This is a genomic window from Ramlibacter sp. (assembly GCF_036676645.1).
Lineage (GTDB): Bacteria > Pseudomonadota > Gammaproteobacteria > Burkholderiales > Burkholderiaceae_C > Ramlibacter.
This window is the reverse complement of the sequence record NZ_JAKFCM010000013.1, coordinates 37,850-55,917: the sequence shown is the minus strand read 5'-3', so window position 1 is coordinate 55,917 and position 18,068 is coordinate 37,850. Positions and strand designations below refer to the sequence as shown.

19 protein-coding genes are annotated in these 18,068 nt (G+C 72.3%); 6 read left to right on the top strand and 13 right to left on the bottom strand.

The window, feature by feature from the left end; translation table 11 throughout:
* The first annotated feature begins 89 nt into the window (after positions 1 to 89).
* A complete protein-coding gene (locus V6M57_RS01730; RefSeq protein ID WP_332813255.1) occupies positions 90 to 815 on the top strand; it encodes a DUF2182 domain-containing protein in 726 nt (241 codons plus the stop codon).
* Here the strand turns inward: V6M57_RS01730 and V6M57_RS01725 are convergent.
* On the bottom strand, positions 812 to 1,954 hold the full coding sequence (locus V6M57_RS01725; RefSeq protein WP_332813254.1) for an NAD(P)/FAD-dependent oxidoreductase: 1,143 nt from the start codon (positions 1,952 to 1,954) through the stop codon (positions 812 to 814). The two genes, V6M57_RS01730 and V6M57_RS01725, sit on opposite strands and share 4 nt — an antisense overlap.
* A gap of 172 nt (positions 1,955 to 2,126) precedes the next feature.
* On the opposite strand from V6M57_RS01725, the gene V6M57_RS01720 reads away from it, so the two are divergent.
* Complete coding sequence (locus V6M57_RS01720) at positions 2,127 to 3,920, top strand: thiamine pyrophosphate-requiring protein (protein WP_332813253.1); 1,794 nt, start codon at positions 2,127 to 2,129, stop codon at positions 3,918 to 3,920.
* A 39-nt stretch (positions 3,921 to 3,959) separates the two neighbouring features.
* Here V6M57_RS01720 and V6M57_RS01715 read toward each other — a convergent pair whose 3' ends face one another.
* The 9 genes from V6M57_RS01715 to senA form a co-directional block, all read right to left on the bottom strand.
* Positions 3,960 to 4,280 carry a plasmid stabilization protein gene (locus V6M57_RS01715; protein WP_332813252.1) on the bottom strand — a complete coding sequence of 107 codons (321 nt, stop codon included), beginning with the start codon at positions 4,278 to 4,280 and terminating at the stop codon, positions 3,960 to 3,962.
* Between the two features lie 256 nt (positions 4,281 to 4,536).
* On the bottom strand, positions 4,537 to 5,088 hold the full coding sequence (locus tag V6M57_RS01710; protein ID WP_332813251.1) for a hypothetical protein: 552 nt from the start codon (positions 5,086 to 5,088) through the stop codon (positions 4,537 to 4,539).
* The gene (locus V6M57_RS01705; RefSeq protein ID WP_332813250.1) at positions 5,085 to 5,669 is read right to left on the bottom strand and encodes a hypothetical protein; all 585 of its coding nucleotides are present in this window, start codon (positions 5,667 to 5,669) and stop codon (positions 5,085 to 5,087) included. The genes V6M57_RS01710 and V6M57_RS01705 overlap by 4 nt, the downstream gene beginning before the upstream one ends.
* A gap of 195 nt (positions 5,670 to 5,864) precedes the next feature.
* Complete coding sequence (locus V6M57_RS01700; protein ID WP_332813249.1) at positions 5,865 to 6,890, bottom strand: DctP family TRAP transporter solute-binding subunit; 1,026 nt, start codon at positions 6,888 to 6,890, stop codon at positions 5,865 to 5,867.
* A gap of 42 nt (positions 6,891 to 6,932) precedes the next feature.
* Positions 6,933 to 8,231 carry a TRAP transporter large permease gene (locus tag V6M57_RS01695; protein ID WP_332813248.1) on the bottom strand — a complete coding sequence of 433 codons (1,299 nt, stop codon included), beginning with the start codon at positions 8,229 to 8,231 and terminating at the stop codon, positions 6,933 to 6,935.
* Positions 8,228 to 8,761 (bottom strand): TRAP transporter small permease, encoded by a 534-nt coding sequence (locus V6M57_RS01690; RefSeq protein WP_332813247.1) that lies wholly within the window; start codon positions 8,759 to 8,761, stop codon positions 8,228 to 8,230. The genes V6M57_RS01695 and V6M57_RS01690 overlap by 4 nt, the downstream gene beginning before the upstream one ends.
* Positions 8,758 to 9,732, bottom strand: a complete 975-nt coding sequence (locus V6M57_RS01685) for an alpha-ketoacid dehydrogenase subunit beta (RefSeq protein ID WP_332813246.1) — start codon at positions 9,730 to 9,732, stop codon at positions 8,758 to 8,760. The genes V6M57_RS01690 and V6M57_RS01685 overlap by 4 nt, the downstream gene beginning before the upstream one ends.
* Positions 9,723 to 10,697 carry a thiamine pyrophosphate-dependent dehydrogenase E1 component subunit alpha gene (locus V6M57_RS01680; RefSeq protein WP_332813313.1) on the bottom strand — a complete coding sequence of 325 codons (975 nt, stop codon included), beginning with the start codon at positions 10,695 to 10,697 and terminating at the stop codon, positions 9,723 to 9,725. Before V6M57_RS01680 ends, V6M57_RS01685 begins: the two co-directional genes overlap by 10 nt.
* A 91-nt stretch (positions 10,698 to 10,788) precedes the next feature.
* Positions 10,789 to 12,033, bottom strand: coding sequence for a selenoneine synthase SenA (gene senA / locus V6M57_RS01675; RefSeq protein ID WP_332813245.1), 1,245 nt, complete (start codon positions 12,031 to 12,033; stop codon positions 10,789 to 10,791).
* Between senA and senB the strand changes: the two genes are divergently transcribed.
* Complete coding sequence (senB, locus tag V6M57_RS01670; RefSeq protein WP_332813244.1) at positions 12,021 to 13,013, top strand: selenoneine biosynthesis selenosugar synthase SenB; 993 nt, start codon at positions 12,021 to 12,023, stop codon at positions 13,011 to 13,013. The genes senA and senB overlap by 13 nt on opposite strands.
* 19 nt (positions 13,014 to 13,032) lie before the next feature.
* Here senB and V6M57_RS01665 read toward each other — a convergent pair whose 3' ends face one another.
* Entirely contained in the window at positions 13,033 to 14,106 is a 1,074-nt protein-coding gene (locus V6M57_RS01665; protein ID WP_332813243.1) for a flavodoxin family protein, read from the bottom strand.
* A 174-nt stretch (positions 14,107 to 14,280) separates the two neighbouring features.
* On the opposite strand from V6M57_RS01665, the gene V6M57_RS01660 reads away from it, so the two are divergent.
* Complete coding sequence (locus V6M57_RS01660) at positions 14,281 to 15,261, top strand: cation diffusion facilitator family transporter (RefSeq protein WP_332813242.1); 981 nt, start codon at positions 14,281 to 14,283, stop codon at positions 15,259 to 15,261.
* 6 nt (positions 15,262 to 15,267) lie between these two features.
* Here V6M57_RS01660 and gloA read toward each other — a convergent pair whose 3' ends face one another.
* Positions 15,268 to 15,663, bottom strand: a complete 396-nt coding sequence (gene gloA / locus V6M57_RS01655) for a lactoylglutathione lyase (RefSeq protein WP_332813241.1) — start codon at positions 15,661 to 15,663, stop codon at positions 15,268 to 15,270.
* Positions 15,664 to 15,687: 24 nt separating this feature from the next.
* Positions 15,688 to 16,230, bottom strand: coding sequence for a PaaI family thioesterase (locus V6M57_RS01650; protein ID WP_332813240.1), 543 nt, complete (start codon positions 16,228 to 16,230; stop codon positions 15,688 to 15,690).
* A gap of 69 nt (positions 16,231 to 16,299) precedes the next feature.
* Between V6M57_RS01650 and V6M57_RS01645 the strand changes: the two genes are divergently transcribed.
* Both V6M57_RS01645 and V6M57_RS01640 read left to right on the top strand, forming a co-directional pair.
* A complete protein-coding gene (locus V6M57_RS01645; RefSeq protein ID WP_332813239.1) occupies positions 16,300 to 16,755 on the top strand; it encodes a MarR family winged helix-turn-helix transcriptional regulator in 456 nt (151 codons plus the stop codon).
* Positions 16,752 to 17,981 carry an MFS transporter gene (locus tag V6M57_RS01640; protein ID WP_332813238.1) on the top strand — a complete coding sequence of 410 codons (1,230 nt, stop codon included), beginning with the start codon at positions 16,752 to 16,754 and terminating at the stop codon, positions 17,979 to 17,981. Before V6M57_RS01645 ends, V6M57_RS01640 begins: the two co-directional genes overlap by 4 nt.
* Positions 17,982 to 18,068: the final 87 nt, after the last annotated feature.

Here is an 18,068-nt window from a genome sequence, read left to right as displayed (position 1 = left end):
GCGCGCAGCCCGCGGCTTTCAAGTTGACAGCGGCGCGCAATGGGCCGAAGGTTTGCGGGCGCGCAAACGGCCGCGCCAAGGAGGTCTCCATGCGGGCAGGCGTGCTGGCCATCGCGATCGTCACGTGGGCCGTGCTGGGCTGGATGGCCTTCGACATGGGGCACCCGCTGGTGCAGCTGACGATGCCCGGGGCGCCCGCCTGGAGCGGCCCGAACGTGCTCGCGATCGGCGCGATGTGGGCCGTGATGATGGCGGCGATGATGCTGCCGGCGGCACTGCCGATGGTGCAGACCTTCTCGCGCCTCAGCCTGCGCAGCGGCGAACCGGCCCGGGCCGGCGGCTTCGTCGGCGGCTACCTGCTGGTGTGGCTCGGCTTCAGCGTGGCCGCGGTGGCGATGCAGTGGGCGCTGCAGGCGCTGGACTGGGTGGACCCGATGATCGTCAGCACCTCGGCCGCGCTCAACGCGCTGCTGCTGGCGATCGCCGGGATCTACCAGTTCTCGCCCCTGAAGAAGGCCTGCCTGGCGCGCTGCCGCAGCCCGGCCGGATTCCTGCTCGGCGAGTGGCGGCCGGGTGCACGCGGCGCCCTCGTGATGGGGCTGAAGCACGGCCTGTCGTGCCTGGGCTGCTGCTGGGCGCTGATGGGACTGCTGTTCGTCGGCGGCGTCATGAATCTCGCCTGGATCGCCGCGCTGGCGATCGTTGTCGCGCTGGAAAAGCTGGCGCCCGGGGGCGAACGCCTGGCCCCGGCGCTGGGCGGTGCCCTGCTGGTGGCCGGCGCCTGGAACCTCTCGCGGCTGCTCGCGGCCGGCTAGGCTGCGCCGGCCAGGCCAGGCCGGGCCGGCGACAGCATGGCCTCGGTCAGGCCGAAGCCGGCGATGCGTTCGGGTAGCGGCAGGCCGCGCACCAGCGCGGCACAGGCTTCCCCCATGGCCGGGGACGTCTGGATGCCGTAGCCGCCCTGCGCGGCGACCCAGAAGAAGCCGGGGAGCCGGGGATCCCAGCCGCCCACCAGGTCGCCGTCGGCCACGAAGGAACGCAGCCCGGCCCAGGTGCGCGTGGGGCGGCGGACGGTCATGGTCGTCATCTGCTGGATGCGGTCGATCGCCATTGCGATGTCCAGTTCCTCCGGCTGCACGTCGTGCGGCGCCACCGGGTCGACGTTGGCCGGCGAGCCGAGCAGCATCCCGGCATCGGGCTTGAAGTACCAGTCCTCGGCGATGCCAATGGTCAGCGGCCACGCGCTGCAGTCCACGCCCGCGGGCGGCGCGAAGATGAAGGCGGAGCGGCGCCGCGGCTGCAGCCCGATCGGGCGCGCGCCGGCGAGTTGCCCGATGGCGTCCGCCCACGCGCCGGCGGCATTGACGACGACCGGTGCGGCGAAGTCGCCGGCACGCGTGCGCACGATCCAGCTCGCGCCTTGCCGCGCGAGGGCGGTCACCTCCGCATCGTTCACCGTTCGCCCGCCGTGCCGCCGCACGCCGCGCAGGAAGCCCTGGTGGATGGCATGCACGTCCATGTCGGCCGCGTCGGGCTCGTGCACCGCGCCCAGCACCTGCTCCGGCCGCAGCACCGGCACCAGTGCCTGCGCGCCCGCCGCATCCAGCAGGCGCCCGCGCGGCGAGATCGGCTGCAGCACCGCCCAGTGCGCCAGCAGTTCGGACTCCTGCCCCGGCGAAGCGACCATCGTCGCGCCGCGCGGGCCGAGCAGGGGGTGCTCGGCAAAGCCGTCCGGGGGCGCCTCGAAGAACGCGCGGCTGGCCAGGGTCAGCGCGCGCACCTGGGCGGTGCCGTAGCTCTCCATGAACAGCGCCGCCGAACGCCCGGTCGAGTGGTAGCCCGGCTGCGACTCGCGTTCGAGCAGCAGCACGCGCCCGCGCGGCGCCAGCCAGAAGGCGACCGACGCGCCCGCGATGCCGGCGCCGATGACGATGAAATCCGCAGTCGTGTCCATGGCCTGCGATGCTAGTGCAGGGCAGCGCGCGGGCCTGCCGTGCCGGTTCTCCCGTGGGCCGCGACCCCGGATGCAGGCGGGGCCAGGCATCTCCGGACCCGTCCTACATCCGGGCCCCACGACCGCGCACAGACTGGGGCGGGCGGCGCCGGGCGCAGCCGAAACGGGCAGGATGAGCAAGACCACCAGCGACCAGCTACTCGAACGACTCCATGAATGGGGCGTGCGCCGCGTGTTCGGCTATCCCGGCGACGGCATCAACGGCCTGATGGGCGCCTTCGGCCGCATCGGCGACCGCATGCAGTTCGTGCAGGCCCGGCACGAGGAACTGGCCGCCTTCATGGCCTGCGCGCACGCCAAGTTCACGGGCGAGGTCGGCGTGTGCATGGCGACCTCCGGCCCGGGCGCCATCCACCTGCTCAACGGGCTGTACGACGCCAAGGCCGATCACCAGCCGGTGCTGGCCATCGTCGGGCAGGCGGCGCGCGCGGCCATGGGCGGCGACTACCAGCAGGAGGTGGACCTGCACACGCTGTTCAAGGACGTGGCGCACGAGTACGTCCACGTCGGCATGGTCCCGGAGCAGATCCGGCACCTGGTCGACCGCGCCATGCGCATCGCGCTCGACCGGCGCGCCGTCACCTGCATCATCCTGCCGCACGACGTGCAGGACCTGCCGGCGGTGGAAACGCCGCCGCGCGAGCACGGCACCGTGCACAGCGGCATCGGCATGACGGCCAAGCGCGTGGTGCCCGCCGAGGCCGACCTGCGCGCCGCCGCCCAGGTGCTGAACGCCGGCCGCAAGGTGGCGATGCTGGTCGGCGCCGGCGCGCTGCACGCGACCGACGAGGTGATCGAGGTGGCCGAGCGGCTGGGCGCCGGCGTGGCCAAGGCGCTGCTGGGCAAGGCCGCGGTGCCGGACGACCTGCCCTTCGTCACCGGCTCGATCGGCCTGCTGGGCACGCAGCCGAGCTGGCAGATGATGAGCGACTGCGACACGCTGCTGATGGTGGGGTCGAGCTTTCCGTACTCGGAATACCTGCCCCGGGAGGGGCAGGCGCGCGGCGTGCAGGTCGACATCGACGGCCGCAAGCTGGGGCTGCGCTATCCGATGGAGATCAACCTGGTGGGCGACAGCCGCGAGACGTTGCGCGCGCTGATACCGCTGCTGCAGCGCAAGACCGAACGCGGCTGGCGCGAGGATGTCGAGGACAACGTGCGCAAGTGGTGGCAGGTGCTGGAGGCGCGCGCGAAGAACGCCGCCGACCCGGTCAACCCGCAGCAGGTCTATTGGGAACTGTCGCCGCGCCTGCCCGACAACTGCATCCTGACCTGCGATTCCGGCAGCTCGGCCGCCTGGTACGCGCGCGACCTGAAGATCCGGCGCGGGATGATGGCCTCGCTGTCCGGCGGGCTGGCCACCATGGGCCCGGCGGTGCCATACGCGCTGGCGGCCAAGCTGGCCTACCCGGACCGGGTGGTGGTCGCGCTGTCGGGCGACGGCGCCATGCAGATGATCGGCATCAACGGCCTGGTGACGATCGCCCACCGCTGGCGCGAGTGGTCCGAGCCGCGGCTGCTGGTGCTGGTGCTGAACAACAGCGACCTCAACATGGTCACCTGGGAGCAGCGGGTGATGGCCGGCGATCCCCGGTTCGAAGCCTCGCAGGTGCTGCCGGCCTTCCCGTATGCCGACTACGCGCGCTCGCTGGGGCTGGAGGGCATCCGCGTGGACGAACCCGACTCGGTGGCCCCGGCCCTGGTCCAGGCGCTGGCAGCCGACCGGCCGGTGGTGGTGGAGGTGGTCACCGATCCCAACGTGCCGCCGCTGCCGCCGCACGTGACGGCCCGGCAGGCCAGGGCCTACGTCCGCGCGCTGACCCAGCGCGATCCGCAGGCGCTGCAGACCGTGATCGCCACCGCCAAGGAGTGGTGGGATGGGCTCTTCCCCGGCAAGTCCCGCTGAGCGCGGCGCCAGACCTGCACCCGGGGGCGACCTGCGCCGTCAGCGGGCGACCGCTTTTTTCAGCTGCGCCTTGCTCATCTTCGATCGGCCCTCGACCCCCTTGCGGCGGGCTTCCTCGTACAGCTGCTCGCGGGTGGGCCCGCCACCGCGCGCCGCGGCCGGCTTGCCGGCCTTGCCAGCCTGGCCGCCGGCGCGGCTGGGACTCTTGCGCGAGGCCTTGGTCTCGCCGGTCTCGGCACGCTCCTTGTTCACCGTGCGCGCGGCGATCTCCTCGGCGCGGCGGCCCTGGCCGCGCTGCTCGTAGCTTTCCTTGATGTGCTCGTACTGGCGCTCGCGCTTGGGACTGGAACCTCGGGGCATGGCGTTCTCCTGGTGGGTCAACGGGTCAACGGGTCTGGGTCGCAGGGGGCGGCGCGGGCAAGGGCCCGGGCGGCTCCGGTTGCGGGCCCAGCGGCGGCTTCGGTTGCGGCGGCGGCTGCCCGGGTGGAACAGCGGCGGCCCGCGGGTGCGTCGGCTTCTGCATGGCGTGCGGCGGCCCGCGCCTGTCGCGAGCCGGCGCTCAATGTAGGCGTGCGCGCCCGCCGGCCGTGTGGGACGCGGCCGCGGATGAACGCGCTCAGAGCGACAGCAGCCGCTGGAAGAACGAGCGGTAGCCGCGCAGGGCCACGCGCAGATCTTCCGTGTCGGCCTGCTCGCCCCGGCCCAGGCTGGCTTCGAGCTGCGCCCGCTGTCCGGCGAAGCTGGCGGCCAGGCTCTTCATCACCTGGGCGACCAGTTCGTCCGCATGTTGCACGGCCTGGCGCGGGTCGTCGACGAAGCCGATCTGCACCTCGTCCCAGCGGTGGCGGAAGTCGGCGGCGACCCCGGGCGGAAAGAGGGCGGCCAGTTGCTCCATCCCATGCGCCGGCGGCTGGCCTGGAGCGTGCGGATCGCGCGGCACTGCGGCACCGTGTTGCGGCTCCCCGTGCTGCGGCGGCGGCTGGTCCATCGGCTGGCGCTGCTCCATCTGCTGCGGCATGACGCCGCCACCCAGGTGCTGGGCCTGCACGTCGCGACCCTGCTGCATCGTTGCGGGGGGCTGTCGCTCCTGCCAGGGGCGCGGGTCCTGCGGCTCGGCGCCGGCGACCAGGTCGGCGGTGCCCATGCGTTCGTTCGGTTCGGGCTTCATGCGGAGGTCCTCATCTCGGGGTGGTGGCGGCCGTGCGGCTCGCCCGGATCGCCCTGCGTCTGCAGCAGGTCGGAGAACAGCGCCCGGTAGTGGATGACGGCCTGGCGCATGCCTTCGGTGTCGACCTCGCCGCCGCGCTCGCGCTCGGTCAGGTCGTGGGCGGCGCGGTAGTGCTCGACCACGCCGGGGTGGTGCACCGAGATGTCGGCCGCGCGCCGGTCGAAATCGCCGACCGGGTAGCCGCGCTTTTCCATCAGCTCGCGCACCAGTACGTCGGCCTCGGCCAGCACGCCGCGCGGGCTGTCGACGAAGCGCGCCTGCAGCGACCGCCATTGCTGGCTGAAGCGCTGCGCGTCGGCCGGGCTGAGCGGCACGATGCGCAACTTGTCCACGCGCTTGCGCCGCGCCAGCAACTCGGCTTCGGCCTTGTCGCGGCTGCCCAGGTCGTGCATGGCGCGGCCGTACTCGGGGCCGAAGTCGCGCCGGAGGTGGTCGCTGCGGGACTTGCGCTGCTGGAGGAACAGGGCGAGGGCGATCAGCGCGAGGATCACCAGCGCCACGATCAGGAGGTTGGAGTCCATGGCAGGTTCCTTGGGGTCTGGATGCTGCCAAGGTAGGCCTGCCGCCGTGGGGGTGGTGTCGGAGCGCACCCCCGCGCCGGTGCGATGGCACTGAAGCGCCGGTAGGACGGCTCCCATTGCATGTCACTGCCTGAGCCTCTGCCAAGCGAAAAAAGCCGCCCGCAGGCGGCTTTCCGTTCGTGACGGGTCCGCGGCTTACTTGCGCGCCGCGATCGACTTCTCGGCCGCCGTCACCAGGTCGGTGCCGATGGTGGTTTTCCACTTGTCGTACACCGGCCGGGTGGCCTTGACGAAGGCGTCGCGCTCGGCCGGGGTGAGCTGGGTGACGGTCACGCCCAGCGCGGCGATGTCCTTGAGCAGCGGCTTGTCGGCCTCGACCAGCCCCTTGCGGGCGATCGCGATCTCCTGCTTGCCGGCGTCGATGGCGGCCTTGCGCACGATCTCGCGGTCGGCCGGCGTCCACGAGTTCCAGACGTCCTTGTTGACCACGAACACCAGCGGGTCGGCCACGTAGCCCCACATGGTCACGTTCTTCTGGCCCACCGTGTGCAGCTTGGCGGCGGTGAAGATCGACATCGGATTTTCCTGGCCGTCGACCGCGCCGCTGGCCAGTGCAGGCTGGGCGTCGGCCCAGCTCATCTGCGTCGGGTTGGCCCCCAGCGCCGTGAAGGTGTCCAGGAACAGCGGCGAGCCGACCACCCGGATCTTCATGCCCTTCATGTCCTCGGGCGACTTGATCGGCTTCTTGGAGTTGGTGATCTCGCGGTAGCCGTTCTCGCCCCAGGCGAGCGGCACCACGCCCGCGCGGTCGAGGGTGGCGAACATGCGCTTGCCGACTTCGCCCTGGGTGAGCGCGTCGATCGCGGCGTAGTCGGGCATCAGGAAGGGCATGGAGAAGAGGTTCAGTTCCTTCACCTGGGGCGACCAGTTGATGGTCGAGCCGATCGCCATGTCGATCACGCCCTGGCGGATGGCGGTGAACTCGCGGGTCTGGTCGCCCTGCACCAGCGACACGCCGGGGTACAGCTTGATGTTGATGCGGCCCTGGGTGCGCTCCTTGACCAGGTCGGCCCAGATCTGCCCGCCCTGGCCCCAGGGAAAGGCGGTGCCGACCACGAGCGACATCTTGTACTCGGGCTTGTAGGTCTGCGCCGGCGCGGCGGCAGCGAAAGCCAGCGCGGCGGCCGCGGCGGCGAACTTGAGGAAATGGCGGGTCTTCATGGGCAGGTCTCCTTCAGTGAAGTCGGTCAGGGTCGAGAAATCTCAGTAGCCCAGGCTCTGCGGCAGCCACAGGGCCAGCGACGGGAACGCGATCACGAGCATGACCACCAGCAGCATCGCGGCCAGCAGCCAGCCGATCCAGCGCAGCGTGTCCTCCATGCGCACGCGGGCGATGCGGCAGGTCACCATGAGGTTCACGGCCATCGGCGGCGTGAACTGGCCGAGCGCCACCAGCAGCGTGAGCAGCACGCCGAACCAGACCACATCCCACCGGTAGTGCGCGATGAGGGGCGTCAGCAACGGAATGAAGATGAGGAAGATGGAGATGCCGTCGAGCACCATGCCCACCAGTACCAGCAGCACCACCAGCAGGGACAGCACGCCCCACTCGCCCAGGCCGGATTGCGTGATGGCGCGGGTGATCGGATCGATGATGCCCAGGGTGGACAGCGAGTAGGCGAACACACCTGCCAGCGCCACCACCACCATGATGACTGCCGACAGCTCGCCCGCTTCGCGCAGGATGGGGAACAGGTCGCGCACGCCGATCGTGCGGTGCACCGCCATGCCGATGAACAGGCCGTAGAACACCGCCACCACCGCCGCCTCGGTCGGCGTGAACCAGCCGGCCCGCATGCCGCCCAGGATCAGCACCGGCGCCGCCAGCCCCCAGCTGGCCTCGCGCAGGCTGGCCCAGAAGGGAGGCCGCGCGAGCTCGGCCTCGGCCGCGCCCATGCGGTGGCGGCGGGCCAGCCAGACGGCGGGCACGATCAGCGCCAGGCCCACCAGCACCCCCGGCACCAGGCCGGCGGCGAACAGCGCGGGGACGGAGGCGCCCGGCACCAGCACCGAATAGACGATGAAGGCGATCGAGGGCGGGATCAGGATGTCGGTGGACGCCGCGGCGCCGACGATCGATGCCGAGTAGCCGGCCGGGTAGCCGGCGCGCGCCATCGCCGCGATCATCACGCCGCCGACCGCGGCCGCATTGGCCGGGCCCGAGCCCGAAACACCGCCGAGGAACATGGCCACCGCGATCGCCACCAGCGGCAGCATGCCCGGGCCGCGACCGACGATGGCGACCGCGAAGTTCACCAGCCGCGACGCCACGCCCGAGCGGTCGAAGATGGACCCGAGCAGCACGAACATCGGGATGGCGAGCAGCGGGTACTTGTGCAGGCCCGCATAGAAGTTCTGCGGCACGGCCAGCAACCCGAACCACTGCGAGTCGACGTTGGCCAACCCGATCGCGGCGGTGCCTGCCAGGCCCAGGGCCACGCCGATCGGCACGCCCACCACCATCATGCCGATGAACACGGCAAAGAGCAGGAAGCCGATCATGGCTGCCTTCCGCGGCGCAGGAACAGCCCGAAGGCGCGCCCGGCGATCGCCAGCGACATCACCGGCAGCCAGATCGAATACCACCACTGCGGCACGCCGATGCCGGGGGAGGTCTCGTCGTAGTGCCAGTGGTCGTAGACGATGCGCACGCTGAGCGCGGCAAGGAACAGGAACATCCCGCAGACCATCAGCGCACCGAAGCGCGCCAGCGCCCGCTGGCGCCCCGGCGGGCCGGCGTCGGCGAAGAACTCGATGCGGATCTGCCGGTTGCGTGCGACCGAGGCCGAGCCGGCCACCAGCGTCACCACCATCAGCAGGAACACCGAGATCTCCTCGGTCCAGGCGAACGACTGGCTGGTGAAGTAGCGCACCAGCACGTTGGCGAAGGTGATCAGCGCCAGCAGGGCCATCACGATGACGGTGAGCCAGTCCTCGATCGCCAGCGGCACGCGCGTGGGCTCGTCCTGCGCGTCGTCCAGCGGCAGCTCCTCGGGCAGCGGGTGCACCGCCTCGGTGTGGGGGGGCGTCATGCCGTCGCTCCATTTGGGGCCAGCAGCGCCTGCGCCGCCTGCACGATCGCATCGGCGTCGACCCGTGACTGCGCTTCCAGCACCGGCGCATAGCCGACCGGGATGCGCGGCGCGCCCAGCCGGCGCACGCGGCAGCCGGTGGCTTCGGCCGCGGTCGCCGCGATCTCGGCGCCGAAGCCGGCGGCCTGCACGGCTTCGTGCACCACCAGCAGGCGGCCGGTGCGCCGGCACGAGGCCAGCACGGCCTCGCGGTCCCAGGGCCAGATGCTGCGCAGGTCGATCAGTTCGGCCTGCACGCCGGCCGCGGCCAGCGCCTGGCAGGCCTGGGCACAGGCCTGCAGCTGGCGGCTCCAGCTCACGACGGTGAGGTCGCTCCCCGGCCGCAGCACGCGCGCGCGGCCGAGCTCGGCGGCCTGGCCGGGATCGACCTCGCCCTCCAGTCCCCAGAGCGTCTTGTGCTCCATGTAGATGACCGGGTCGCCGCTGGCCAGCGCTGCCCGCAGCATCGCGTAGTTGTCCTGGGGCGTGGCCGGGCACAGCACCACCAGGCCGGGCAGGTGGGCGAACCAGCTCTCCAGCGACTGCGAGTGCTGCGCGGCCGAGGCGTCCCAGATGCCGGTGGGCATGCGCACGACCAGCGGCACCCGGCCCTGGCCGCCGAACATGAAGCGGTTCTTGGCGCCCTGGTTGGCGATCTCGTCCATCGCGCACAGGGCGAAGTCGACCACCCGCATCTCGACCACCGGCCGCAGGCCGGCCAGCGCCATGCCGACGCCGGCGCCCAGGATGGCGGCTTCGCTGATCGGGGTGTCGATCACCCGCCTGGCGCCGAAGCGCTCCTGCAGGCCGCGGTACTGGCCGAAGATGCCGCCGCGGCCGACGTCCTCGCCGAGCACCACCACGCGGGCGTCGGCTTCCATCTCGTGCTGCAGGGCCAGCGCGGCCGCCTGCGCATAGGTCATCAGCGCCATTGGCCCGCTCCGGTGGTCTGCACGTCGGTGAAGGCGCTGGCCGCCTCGGGCCAGGGCGCGGCGTCGGCCGCGGCCACGGCGCGGCGCACCTCGTCGGCCGCTTCGCGCTCGATCGCGTCCAGCCGCGCGGCCTCGGCGCCCGGCAGCGCCAGCCAGGCGGCGCGGGCCCGGGCGATCGGATCGTGCCGCAGCGCTGCCGCCAGTTCGGCGGGGTCGCGGTAGGCGGCCGGGTCGACCGACACGTGGCCCTTGACCCGGTAGGTGATGGCGTGCAGCAGGTGCGGCCCGCTGCCGGCGCGAACCTGCGCCACCAGCTGGCCGGCCGCCCGGGCGACCGCCAGCACGTCGTTGCCGTCGACCTGCACCGAGGGGATGTCCAGGCTGGCCGCCCGGGCCGAAGCGCCGTCGCCTGCGGTCATCGGGCCGCTGGGCGTGGTGGCGCTCCAGCGGTTGTCCTCGCAGACGAACAGCACCGGCAGGCCGTAGACGCGTGCCCAGTTCAGCGATTCCAGGAAGGGGCCGCGGTTGATCGCGCCGTCGCCGAAGAAGCAGGCGGTCAGGCCCTCGCGCTGCTGCAGCAGCTGCGCGTGCGCCGCGCCCACCGCGATCGGCAGGCCGGCCGCCACCACGCCGTTGGCGCCCAGCATGCCGACCGAGAAGTCGGCGATGTGCATGGAGCCGCCCTTGCCGCCGTTGTAGCCGCTGGCCTTGCCGAACAGCTCGCACATCATGCGCACCGGATCAGCGCCCTTGGCGAGCGTGTGGCCGTGGCCGCGATGGGTGGAAGTCAGGTAGTCGGCCGGCCGCAGGTGGGCGCAGACGCCGGCCGGCACGGCCTCCTGCCCGGTGGACAGGTGCAGCGGGCCGCGCACCCGGGCGGTGCCGTCCGCGGCCTTGCCGAAAGCATTGACGCCGCCCTGGCTGGCGGCCTCGGCGGCGTCCTCGAAGGCGCGGATCCGGACCATCGTCCGGTACAGGGCCAGCAACTGCTCCGTCTCCTCGTTCTTCACTTCGCGAGTTCTTTCCTGCTGATGGGTTGCGATTGTAGGGACGCGCTCAGCCGTCCTGGCAACTGCGCAGGCCGGCGAACACGTCGTCGCGCTGCGGCTCGAAGAAATTGCGGTAGCGCGCGTGCGCCAGCCAGGCCGAGGTGGCCGGGCTGGCGCCGCGCAGCACGCGCCGGCTGCCAAACCACGGGGCCGAGTAGTCGCGGTAGGGATGCGGCGTGAATCCCGCATAGGGCTCGAAGGCGCTGGCGGTCCATTCCCACACCTGGCCCCAGGCGAAGCCCGGCAGGGTGAGCGCAGCGCATTCCCATTCCGCCTCGGTGGGCAGGCGCCGGCCGGCCCAGCGACACCAGGCCTCGGCTTCGTAGGCGCTGAGGTGCACGGCCGGCTGCGCCAGGTCCACCGGGTGCCAGCGCGAGCCGTGGCGCTGCTGCCACTGGCCGTCGACCTGCCGCAGGCCGGAGGGGTGGCGGCCGGCTCGCGCGGCCAGCCAGGCGCGGCCGCGTTCCGACCACCGCTGCGGCTGCTCGTAGCCGCCGGCCTGCACGAAGGGCAGGTAACGTGCCCAGGTCACGGGCCGGGCGTCGATGCGCAGGGCCGGGATCGCGACCTCGTGCGCCGCCAGCTCGTTGTCGAAGGCGAACCCGCTGCCGCTGCAGCCCATCCGGAAGCGCTGGCTGGGCAGTTCGAGCTCCCGGCCGCCCGCCGGCTGCGGGGCGACCGGCGTCCCGTCATCGACATCGATCCCCAGCGACTGCGCCATGTAGAGCGCCGCCTCGGCATGCATCTGCTCGTGCAGCGCGACCAGCCGGAAGAAATACAGCGCGCTGTCGGCGGCCGCCGTCGGCAATTCATCCAGCAAGGCCAAGGTCTGCGCCAGCGTGCGCGCCAGGTACTCGCGGGTGCCGTCCGCGTCCGGCAGGGGCAGCGTCCAGCGGGTGCGATGCGCGACGCGGCTGGAGTCGTACCAGGCATCGGCCTGCACCAGCAGCGAGGGCCCGCGCGCGTGGTCCGGATCGCAGGCGGTGCCCAGCGCACGCTGGCGGTTGCGGGCGATCCACCATTCCTGGAACCAGGCGACGTGGCCCAGTTCCCACAGGGGCGGGTTGAGTTCCGGTGCGTAGCGCACGCCCGGGTACCCGGTGCCCACCGCAGCCAGCGTGGCATCGGCCAGCGCCAGCGTGCGCTGCCGCGCGGCCAGCAGCGCGGCCCGCGCGTCCGCCGCCGTGCCGCTGCGCAGCGCGAGGGCCTCGGGCGGGCCGTCCGCGCTATAAATCCGTGATGCCTGGACCATCGGTCGTCATCGTAAGCCCCGCGCTCGCCGATGCGAACAACGGCAACTGGCGCACCGCCTCGCGCTGGGTTGGGATGCTGGCGCCGGCGTTCCGCACGCGGGTCGTGCGCCAGTGGCCGGACGGCGGACAGGCGCAGGACGATGCCGTCATGCTGGCCTTGCATGCGCGCCGCTCGGCCGAGTCGATCCGGAACTGGGCGCAGGCGCATCCCGGCCGCGGCCTGGCGGTGGTGCTGACCGGCACCGACCTGTACCAGGACCTTGCTTTCGACGCCTCGGCGCGGCATTCGCTCGAGGTGGCGCAGTGCCTGGTGGTGCTGCAGGAACTGGGCGCGCAGGCGCTGCCGCCCCCGCTGCAGGCCAAGGCGCGCGTGGTGGTCCAGTCGGCGCCGCTGCGGTCTCCTGCGGACAAGCCGCGCGACTGCCTGCAGGCCGTGATGGTCGGCCACCTGCGTGCGGTGAAGTCACCGCAGACGCTGTTCGAGGTGGCGCGCCGGCTGCGCGGGCGCGAGGACATCCGGATCGACCACGTCGGCGAAGCGCTCGAGCCCGCACTGGGCGAGCAGGCGCGGGCCACGGCCGCCGGATGCACCGGCTACCGCTGGCTCGGCGCGCTGGCGCACGAGCAGGCGCTGGAGCGCATCCGCCAGGCCCACGTGCTGGTCCATGCCAGCGTGCTCGAAGGCGGCGCGCACGTGATCATCGAGGCCGTGCGCTGCGGCACGCCGGTGCTGGCCTCCCGCGTGCCGGGCAACGTCGGGCTGCTCGGCGCCGGCTATTCGGGCTACTTTCCCGCCGGCGATGCGGGCGCTCTGGCGGGGCTGCTCGCCCGCTGTCGCGAGGGCCAGGCGGCAGCCCCCGGCGAGGGCCTGCTGGACCGCCTGGCCGCGCAATGCGCCGAACGCTCGCCGCGGTTCGACCCGGCCGCCGAGCGCGATGCGCTGCTGCGCCTGCTGGCCGAGCTGGTGCCCCCGGCCTGAGCGCCCGCTGCGGGCCCCCTCATTTCGGCCGTGGCGACCGCAGGCCGCGGCCAGGTGCGCTCAGGCGCCCTTCGCGCAACTCCTGCACGGCGATGGCCAGCGCCCGCGCGACGTTGCGCACTTCCTCCTGGACGCTGCTGTCGCGGTCCAGGGCCTGGTGGCTGGTGGCGTAGGGCTCGTAATAGCCGATGTAGCGGTCCAGCCGGGCCTGCGGACCGGCATCGATGAGGCCCATCCAGTCGAGCCAGTCGCACAGGGCGCGGCGGTTGCCCTCGATGCCGGCCACGTCGCCGTGCACCACCACGCCGTACGCGCGCCCGGCCAGGTGCTTGGGGTAGGGCCAGCCGTCCAGCTCGAGCTGCTTGGCCATCCCCGGGTCCTTGCCATGGGTGGAACTCAGGTCCGGGTTGCCGCCGTCGGCGCAGACCAGCCGGTCCATCATCAGCTTGAGCGGGCTGGACATGGTGTACCAGTGCGTCGGCGTGACCAGCAGCACCCCGTGGGCCGATGTCCAGGACTCGTAGATCTCGGCCATCCAGTCGTTCACCTGGGACAGCTCGTGGTTGGGGTAGCAGCTGCAGGGCCAGTGGCACAGCGGCATGGCGGTGGACAGGCAGCCCTTGCACGGGTGGATGTGGCGGTCGTAGTCGGAAGCCAGCCGGCTGAGGTCCAGCAGGTCGGTCTGCAGGCCGGCTTCGTCCAGGGTCTGCTGCGCGATCCGGGTCAGCCGGAAGCTCTTGGACATCTCGCCCGGGCAGGTGCCGTCGTTGCGCGTGGCGGCGTTGACCAGCAGCACCCGCGAGGGCGTGGCCGGGTCGCCCCAGCGCTGCTGCGCCGCGATCAGGCGGTTGCGCGTGTGGTACCACTCCACCGACATCTCGTAGTCCGGGTCCTTGAACCCGGGGCCGGCCTTGCGCTTGACCGGCGACTTGCGTGCGCCGCAGTAGCCCTCCCAGGCGATCGCCTCCAGCCGCCGGATGGCCTCGTCCTCGGCGCGGAACGCCGGGTCGAAGAAGCGGGCGCGAAAGCGCCGGCCGAATTCCTCGCGCGTATGGGCGGGCGGCGCCTGGCCGGTGCGGACGTCGACGGGCATGGGGATCTCCTGCAGTGCAGACCCGAGCGTATGGCCGGGCCGGCCGGCCCGGGGGTCCCTGTAACAGCCGCCCGCGCGCCGGGGGGCGGCGCAACGCTTGACCCTGCCATGATGGCAAGCTCCAGCATGAGGGCCGTCGAGTCCACGCGCCTGCGAAAGGCCAAGAATCCACCCATGCCACACGATCACGCCGCCCACGCGCACGGCCATGAAGGCCACGGGCACGACCACGACCACGACCATGCCCCGCCCGTCACGGCGGGCAACGAACGCAAGGTGCTGCTCGCCTTCCTGCTCACCTTCGCCTTCATGGGCGTGGAGGTGGCCGGCGGCCTGCTGTCGGGGTCGCTGGCGCTGATCGCCGATGCCGGCCACATGCTCACCGATGCGGCCGCGCTGGCCCTGGCCTACGGAGCGTTCCGCGCCGGCCGGCGCCCGGCCGACCCGCGCCGCACCTTCGGCTACCTGCGCTTCGAGGTGGTCGCCGGGCTGGCCAACGCAGCCGCGCTGCTGGCCCTCGTGGGCTGGATCGCCTGGGAGGCGTTCCACCGGTTGCGCGATCCGCAGCCGGTGCTGGCCGGACCCATGCTGGCGGTGGCCGTCGCCGGGCTGCTGGTGAACCTGGTCGTCCTGCGCATCCTCTCGCAGGGCGACAGCGAGCACGTCAACATCCGGGGCGCGGCCCTGCACGTGATGGGCGACCTGCTGGGTTCGGTGGGCGCCATCGTCGCTGCCGTCGTGATCCACTACACCGGCTGGGCGCCGATCGACCCGCTGCTGTCGGTGCTGGTCTCGCTGCTGATCCTGCGCAGCGCCTGGCCGCTGCTGCGCAAGTCGCTGCACATCCTGCTGGAAGGCGCGCCCGACGACGCGTCTCCGGACGCCATCGAGCACCACCTGCTGGCCACGGTGCCCGGGCTGGTGGCGGTCAGCCACGTGCACGTGTGGCTGATCACCTCGGGCCAGGCGCTGGCCACCCTGCACGTCAAGCCGGCGCCGCACGCCGATCCGCGCACCCTGGTGCGCCGGGTCGAGCACGAACTGGTGGAACGCTTCGGCATCGGCCACGCCACGGTGGCGATCGACTGGAACGAGGACGAGGGCGACCCCGCCTGCAGCCTGTCGGCTGCACACGGGCCGCCGGATCGCGGCTGAAGCCGGTCAGGCCGGCTCGGCGCTGCGCTGGATCAGCTCGATCTTGTAGCCGTCGGGGTCGGTCACGAAGGCGATCACCGTCGAGCCGCCCTTCACCGGGCCCGGCTCGCGCGTGATGGCACCGCCGGCCGCGCGGATCTTCTCGCAGGCCGCGGCCACGTCGGGCACGCCGAGCGCGATGTGGCCGTAAGCGGTGCCCATCTCGTAGCTCGCGACCCCGTGGTTGTAGGTCAGCTCGATCTCGGCATGGTCCGGATTGCTGCCGTAGCCGACGAAGGCCAGCGAGTACTTCTGCTCGGGCCGCTCGGTCGTGCGCAGCAGCTTCATGCCGAGCACGCGGGTGTAGAAGTCGATGGAGCGCTGCAGGTCGCCGACGCGCAGCATGGTGTGGAGGAGGCGCATGCGGCGATTATCGGCACGCGCCGGTCAGCGTGCGGTTCGCTCGAACACCAGGCAGGTGGTCGTGCCGTGCGCGTACAGGGTGCCGTCGGGGCCGTACAGCCGCCCCTCGGCGGTGGCGAGCTGGCGGCCGGCGTGCACCACCTTGCCCTCGGCGCGGATGCGCGGGGCCTTGGGGCCGATCGCGCGCACCAGGTTGACGCTCAGCTCGGCGGTGGTGTAGCCGCGGCCCGCCGGCATCTTCGTGTGCACGGCGCAGCCCATGGCGGAATCGAGCAGCGTCGCATACCAGCCGCCGTGGATGCCGCCCATCGGGTTGAGGTGGGCCGGGCCGGGCGTGCCCTGGAACACGGCGCGGCCGTCCTCCGCCTCGATCAGCAGGAAGTCCAGCGTGCGGGCGATCGGCGGGTAGGGCAGCTGGCCGGCGAGCATGGCCTGCATCAGTTCCAGCCCGCCCAGGCCGGCCACCTGCTCGGGGCGGGCCACGCCTGCGCCGGGCCCGGCATCGAAGCGCGCGTTCTGCTCGCGTTCCTGCGCGAGCCAGTCTTCCAGGAGGTTGTGCTGTGTCATCGGGGCGCCTTTCACGGAGGCCCGATTATAAACTTGCATATGCAAAGGTTGCAGCTACAATAGTTTCCCATGAACGCCGCTGTCAGGCCCCAGGGCTGCACCCACCTCAAGCTGCGCAAGCTGATGCGGCAGGTGGCGCAGCACTACGACGCCGAGGTCGGCAAGTCCGGCCTGAAGACCACCCAGTATTCGTTGCTGGCGCACATCTGCAGGCTGGGCCCGATGCGCCCGGTGGACCTGGCGCGCGCCATGAAGCTCACGCCCTCCACGCTCAGCCGCAACCTGCAGCCGCTGGTGGCGGCCGGCTGGGTGGTGGTGCAGGCCGGCGGCGACGCGCGCAGCCGCAGCGTCGAGGCCACCGAAGCCGGGCGCGACAAGTACCAGGAAGCGCGCCGCCGCTGGCGGGTGGCGCAGGAACAGCTCAACGCGCTGCTGGGCAACGGGCGGGTGCTCGCCCTGCATGCGCTGATCGAGGAATGCAGCGAGCGGCTGGCGCCGCCGCCGGCCACCGGAGAAGACGAATGAGCCAACCGAGAACCCGCGCGGCGATGTGGGTGATCCTGCTGGCCGCGGCCGGCACCTTTGCGTTGTCGATGGGCGTGCGCCAGACCATGGGCCTGTTCCTGTCGCCGCTGAACACGTCCACCGGCCTGGGCCTGGCCAGCATCAGCCTGGCCTTCGCCTTCGGCCAGCTGTGGTGGGGCATCACCCAGCCGTTCGCCGGCATCGTGGCCGACCGCATCGGCGCCGGCCGCGTGCTGCTGGCGGGCGCGCTGATGGTGGCCGTGGGCACCTTCATCACGCCCTACATGACCAGCACGGCCGGCCTGCTGCTGGCGATCGGCATCCTGGGTGCCGGTGGCGCCGGCATGGCCGGCCCGGCGGTGCTGATGGCGGCGGCCACGCGGCTGATCCCGCCGGGCCGGCAGGGCATCGCCACCGGCATCGTCAACGCGGGCGGCTCCACCGGGCAGTTCCTGCTGGCGCCGCTGGCCGCCGCCCTGATGGTGGGCATCGGCTGGGTCGGGGCGATGCAGGCGATGGCGCTGCTGGTGCTGCTGTGCCTGCCGGCCGCCTGGGTGCTGCGCGGCCACTCGCAGCATCCGCAGCACCCGGGCGCAGCGGCGGCGCCCCCGCGCCTCGGCACGCGCGAGGCGATCGTCCAGGCCCTGCGGGATCCGGGCTACCGGCTGCTGGCGGCCGGCTTCTTCGTCTGCGGCTTCCACGTGGCCTTCCTCGCCACCCACCTGCCCGGCGTGGTGGAAGCCTGCGGGCTGCCCACGCAATGGGCCGGCTGGGCCCTGTCGCTGCTGGGGTTCTTCAACATCGTGGGCAGCGTGGCGATGGGCTGGGCGGTGGGCCGCTGGCGCATGAAGTCGCTGCTGTCGCTGGTCTACGCCACGCGCGGCATCGCGGTGCTGCTGTTCCTGCTGGCGCCCAAGACCGGCCCGGTGGTGCTGCTGTTCTCGGCCGTGATGGGCGTGACCTTCCTGTCCACCGTGCCGCCCACGGCCGGGCTGGTGGCCAAGTTCTTCGGGCCGGCGAACATGGCCACGCTGTTCGGCATCGTGATGCTCACGCACCAGGTCGGCGGTTTCCTGGGCGCCTGGCTGGGCGGCGCGGTGTTCCAGGCCACCGGCCGCTACGACTGGGTCTGGTACGCCGACATCGTGCTGGCCGCCGGCGCCGCGCTGATCCACCTGCCCATCCGGGAGGCCCGGCCGGTGCGGGCCGCTCCTGCGACAGCCTGAGCAGCGCCGCCGGCCGAGGCCGGCTTGTCATGGGAGGTTTGTCCTGCCCGGCCTGGGCGGATTGTCCGTTGCGCCACGCACGCATTT

Coding starts and splice junctions, on each gene's coding strand:
- senA (WP_332813245.1), bottom strand. CDS start 12,033: ATGGTCCAGGCATCACGGATTTATAGCGCGGACGGCCCGCCCGAGGCC.
- V6M57_RS01730 (WP_332813255.1), top strand. CDS start 90: ATGCGGGCAGGCGTGCTGGCCATCGCGATCGTCACGTGGGCCGTGCTG.
- V6M57_RS01695 (WP_332813248.1), bottom strand. CDS start 8,231: ATGATCGGCTTCCTGCTCTTTGCCGTGTTCATCGGCATGATGGTGGTG.
- V6M57_RS01645 (WP_332813239.1), top strand. CDS start 16,300: ATGAACGCCGCTGTCAGGCCCCAGGGCTGCACCCACCTCAAGCTGCGC.
- V6M57_RS01680 (WP_332813313.1), bottom strand. CDS start 10,697: ATGGTCCGGATCCGCGCCTTCGAGGACGCCGCCGAGGCCGCCAGCCAG.
- V6M57_RS01715 (WP_332813252.1), bottom strand. CDS start 4,280: ATGCCCCGAGGTTCCAGTCCCAAGCGCGAGCGCCAGTACGAGCACATC.
- V6M57_RS01720 (WP_332813253.1), top strand. CDS start 2,127: ATGAGCAAGACCACCAGCGACCAGCTACTCGAACGACTCCATGAATGG.
- V6M57_RS01640 (WP_332813238.1), top strand. CDS start 16,752: ATGAGCCAACCGAGAACCCGCGCGGCGATGTGGGTGATCCTGCTGGCC.
- V6M57_RS01690 (WP_332813247.1), bottom strand. CDS start 8,761: ATGACGCCCCCCCACACCGAGGCGGTGCACCCGCTGCCCGAGGAGCTG.
- V6M57_RS01710 (WP_332813251.1), bottom strand. CDS start 5,088: ATGAAGCCCGAACCGAACGAACGCATGGGCACCGCCGACCTGGTCGCC.
- V6M57_RS01660 (WP_332813242.1), top strand. CDS start 14,281: ATGCCACACGATCACGCCGCCCACGCGCACGGCCATGAAGGCCACGGG.
- V6M57_RS01705 (WP_332813250.1), bottom strand. CDS start 5,669: ATGGACTCCAACCTCCTGATCGTGGCGCTGGTGATCCTCGCGCTGATC.
- V6M57_RS01685 (WP_332813246.1), bottom strand. CDS start 9,732: ATGGCGCTGATGACCTATGCGCAGGCGGCCGCGCTGGCCCTGCAGCAC.
- V6M57_RS01725 (WP_332813254.1), bottom strand. CDS start 1,954: ATGGACACGACTGCGGATTTCATCGTCATCGGCGCCGGCATCGCGGGC.
- senB (WP_332813244.1), top strand. CDS start 12,021: ATGCCTGGACCATCGGTCGTCATCGTAAGCCCCGCGCTCGCCGATGCG.
- V6M57_RS01700 (WP_332813249.1), bottom strand. CDS start 6,890: ATGAAGACCCGCCATTTCCTCAAGTTCGCCGCCGCGGCCGCCGCGCTG.
- V6M57_RS01650 (WP_332813240.1), bottom strand. CDS start 16,230: ATGACACAGCACAACCTCCTGGAAGACTGGCTCGCGCAGGAACGCGAG.
- gloA (WP_332813241.1), bottom strand. CDS start 15,663: ATGCGCCTCCTCCACACCATGCTGCGCGTCGGCGACCTGCAGCGCTCC.
- V6M57_RS01665 (WP_332813243.1), bottom strand. CDS start 14,106: ATGCCCGTCGACGTCCGCACCGGCCAGGCGCCGCCCGCCCATACGCGC.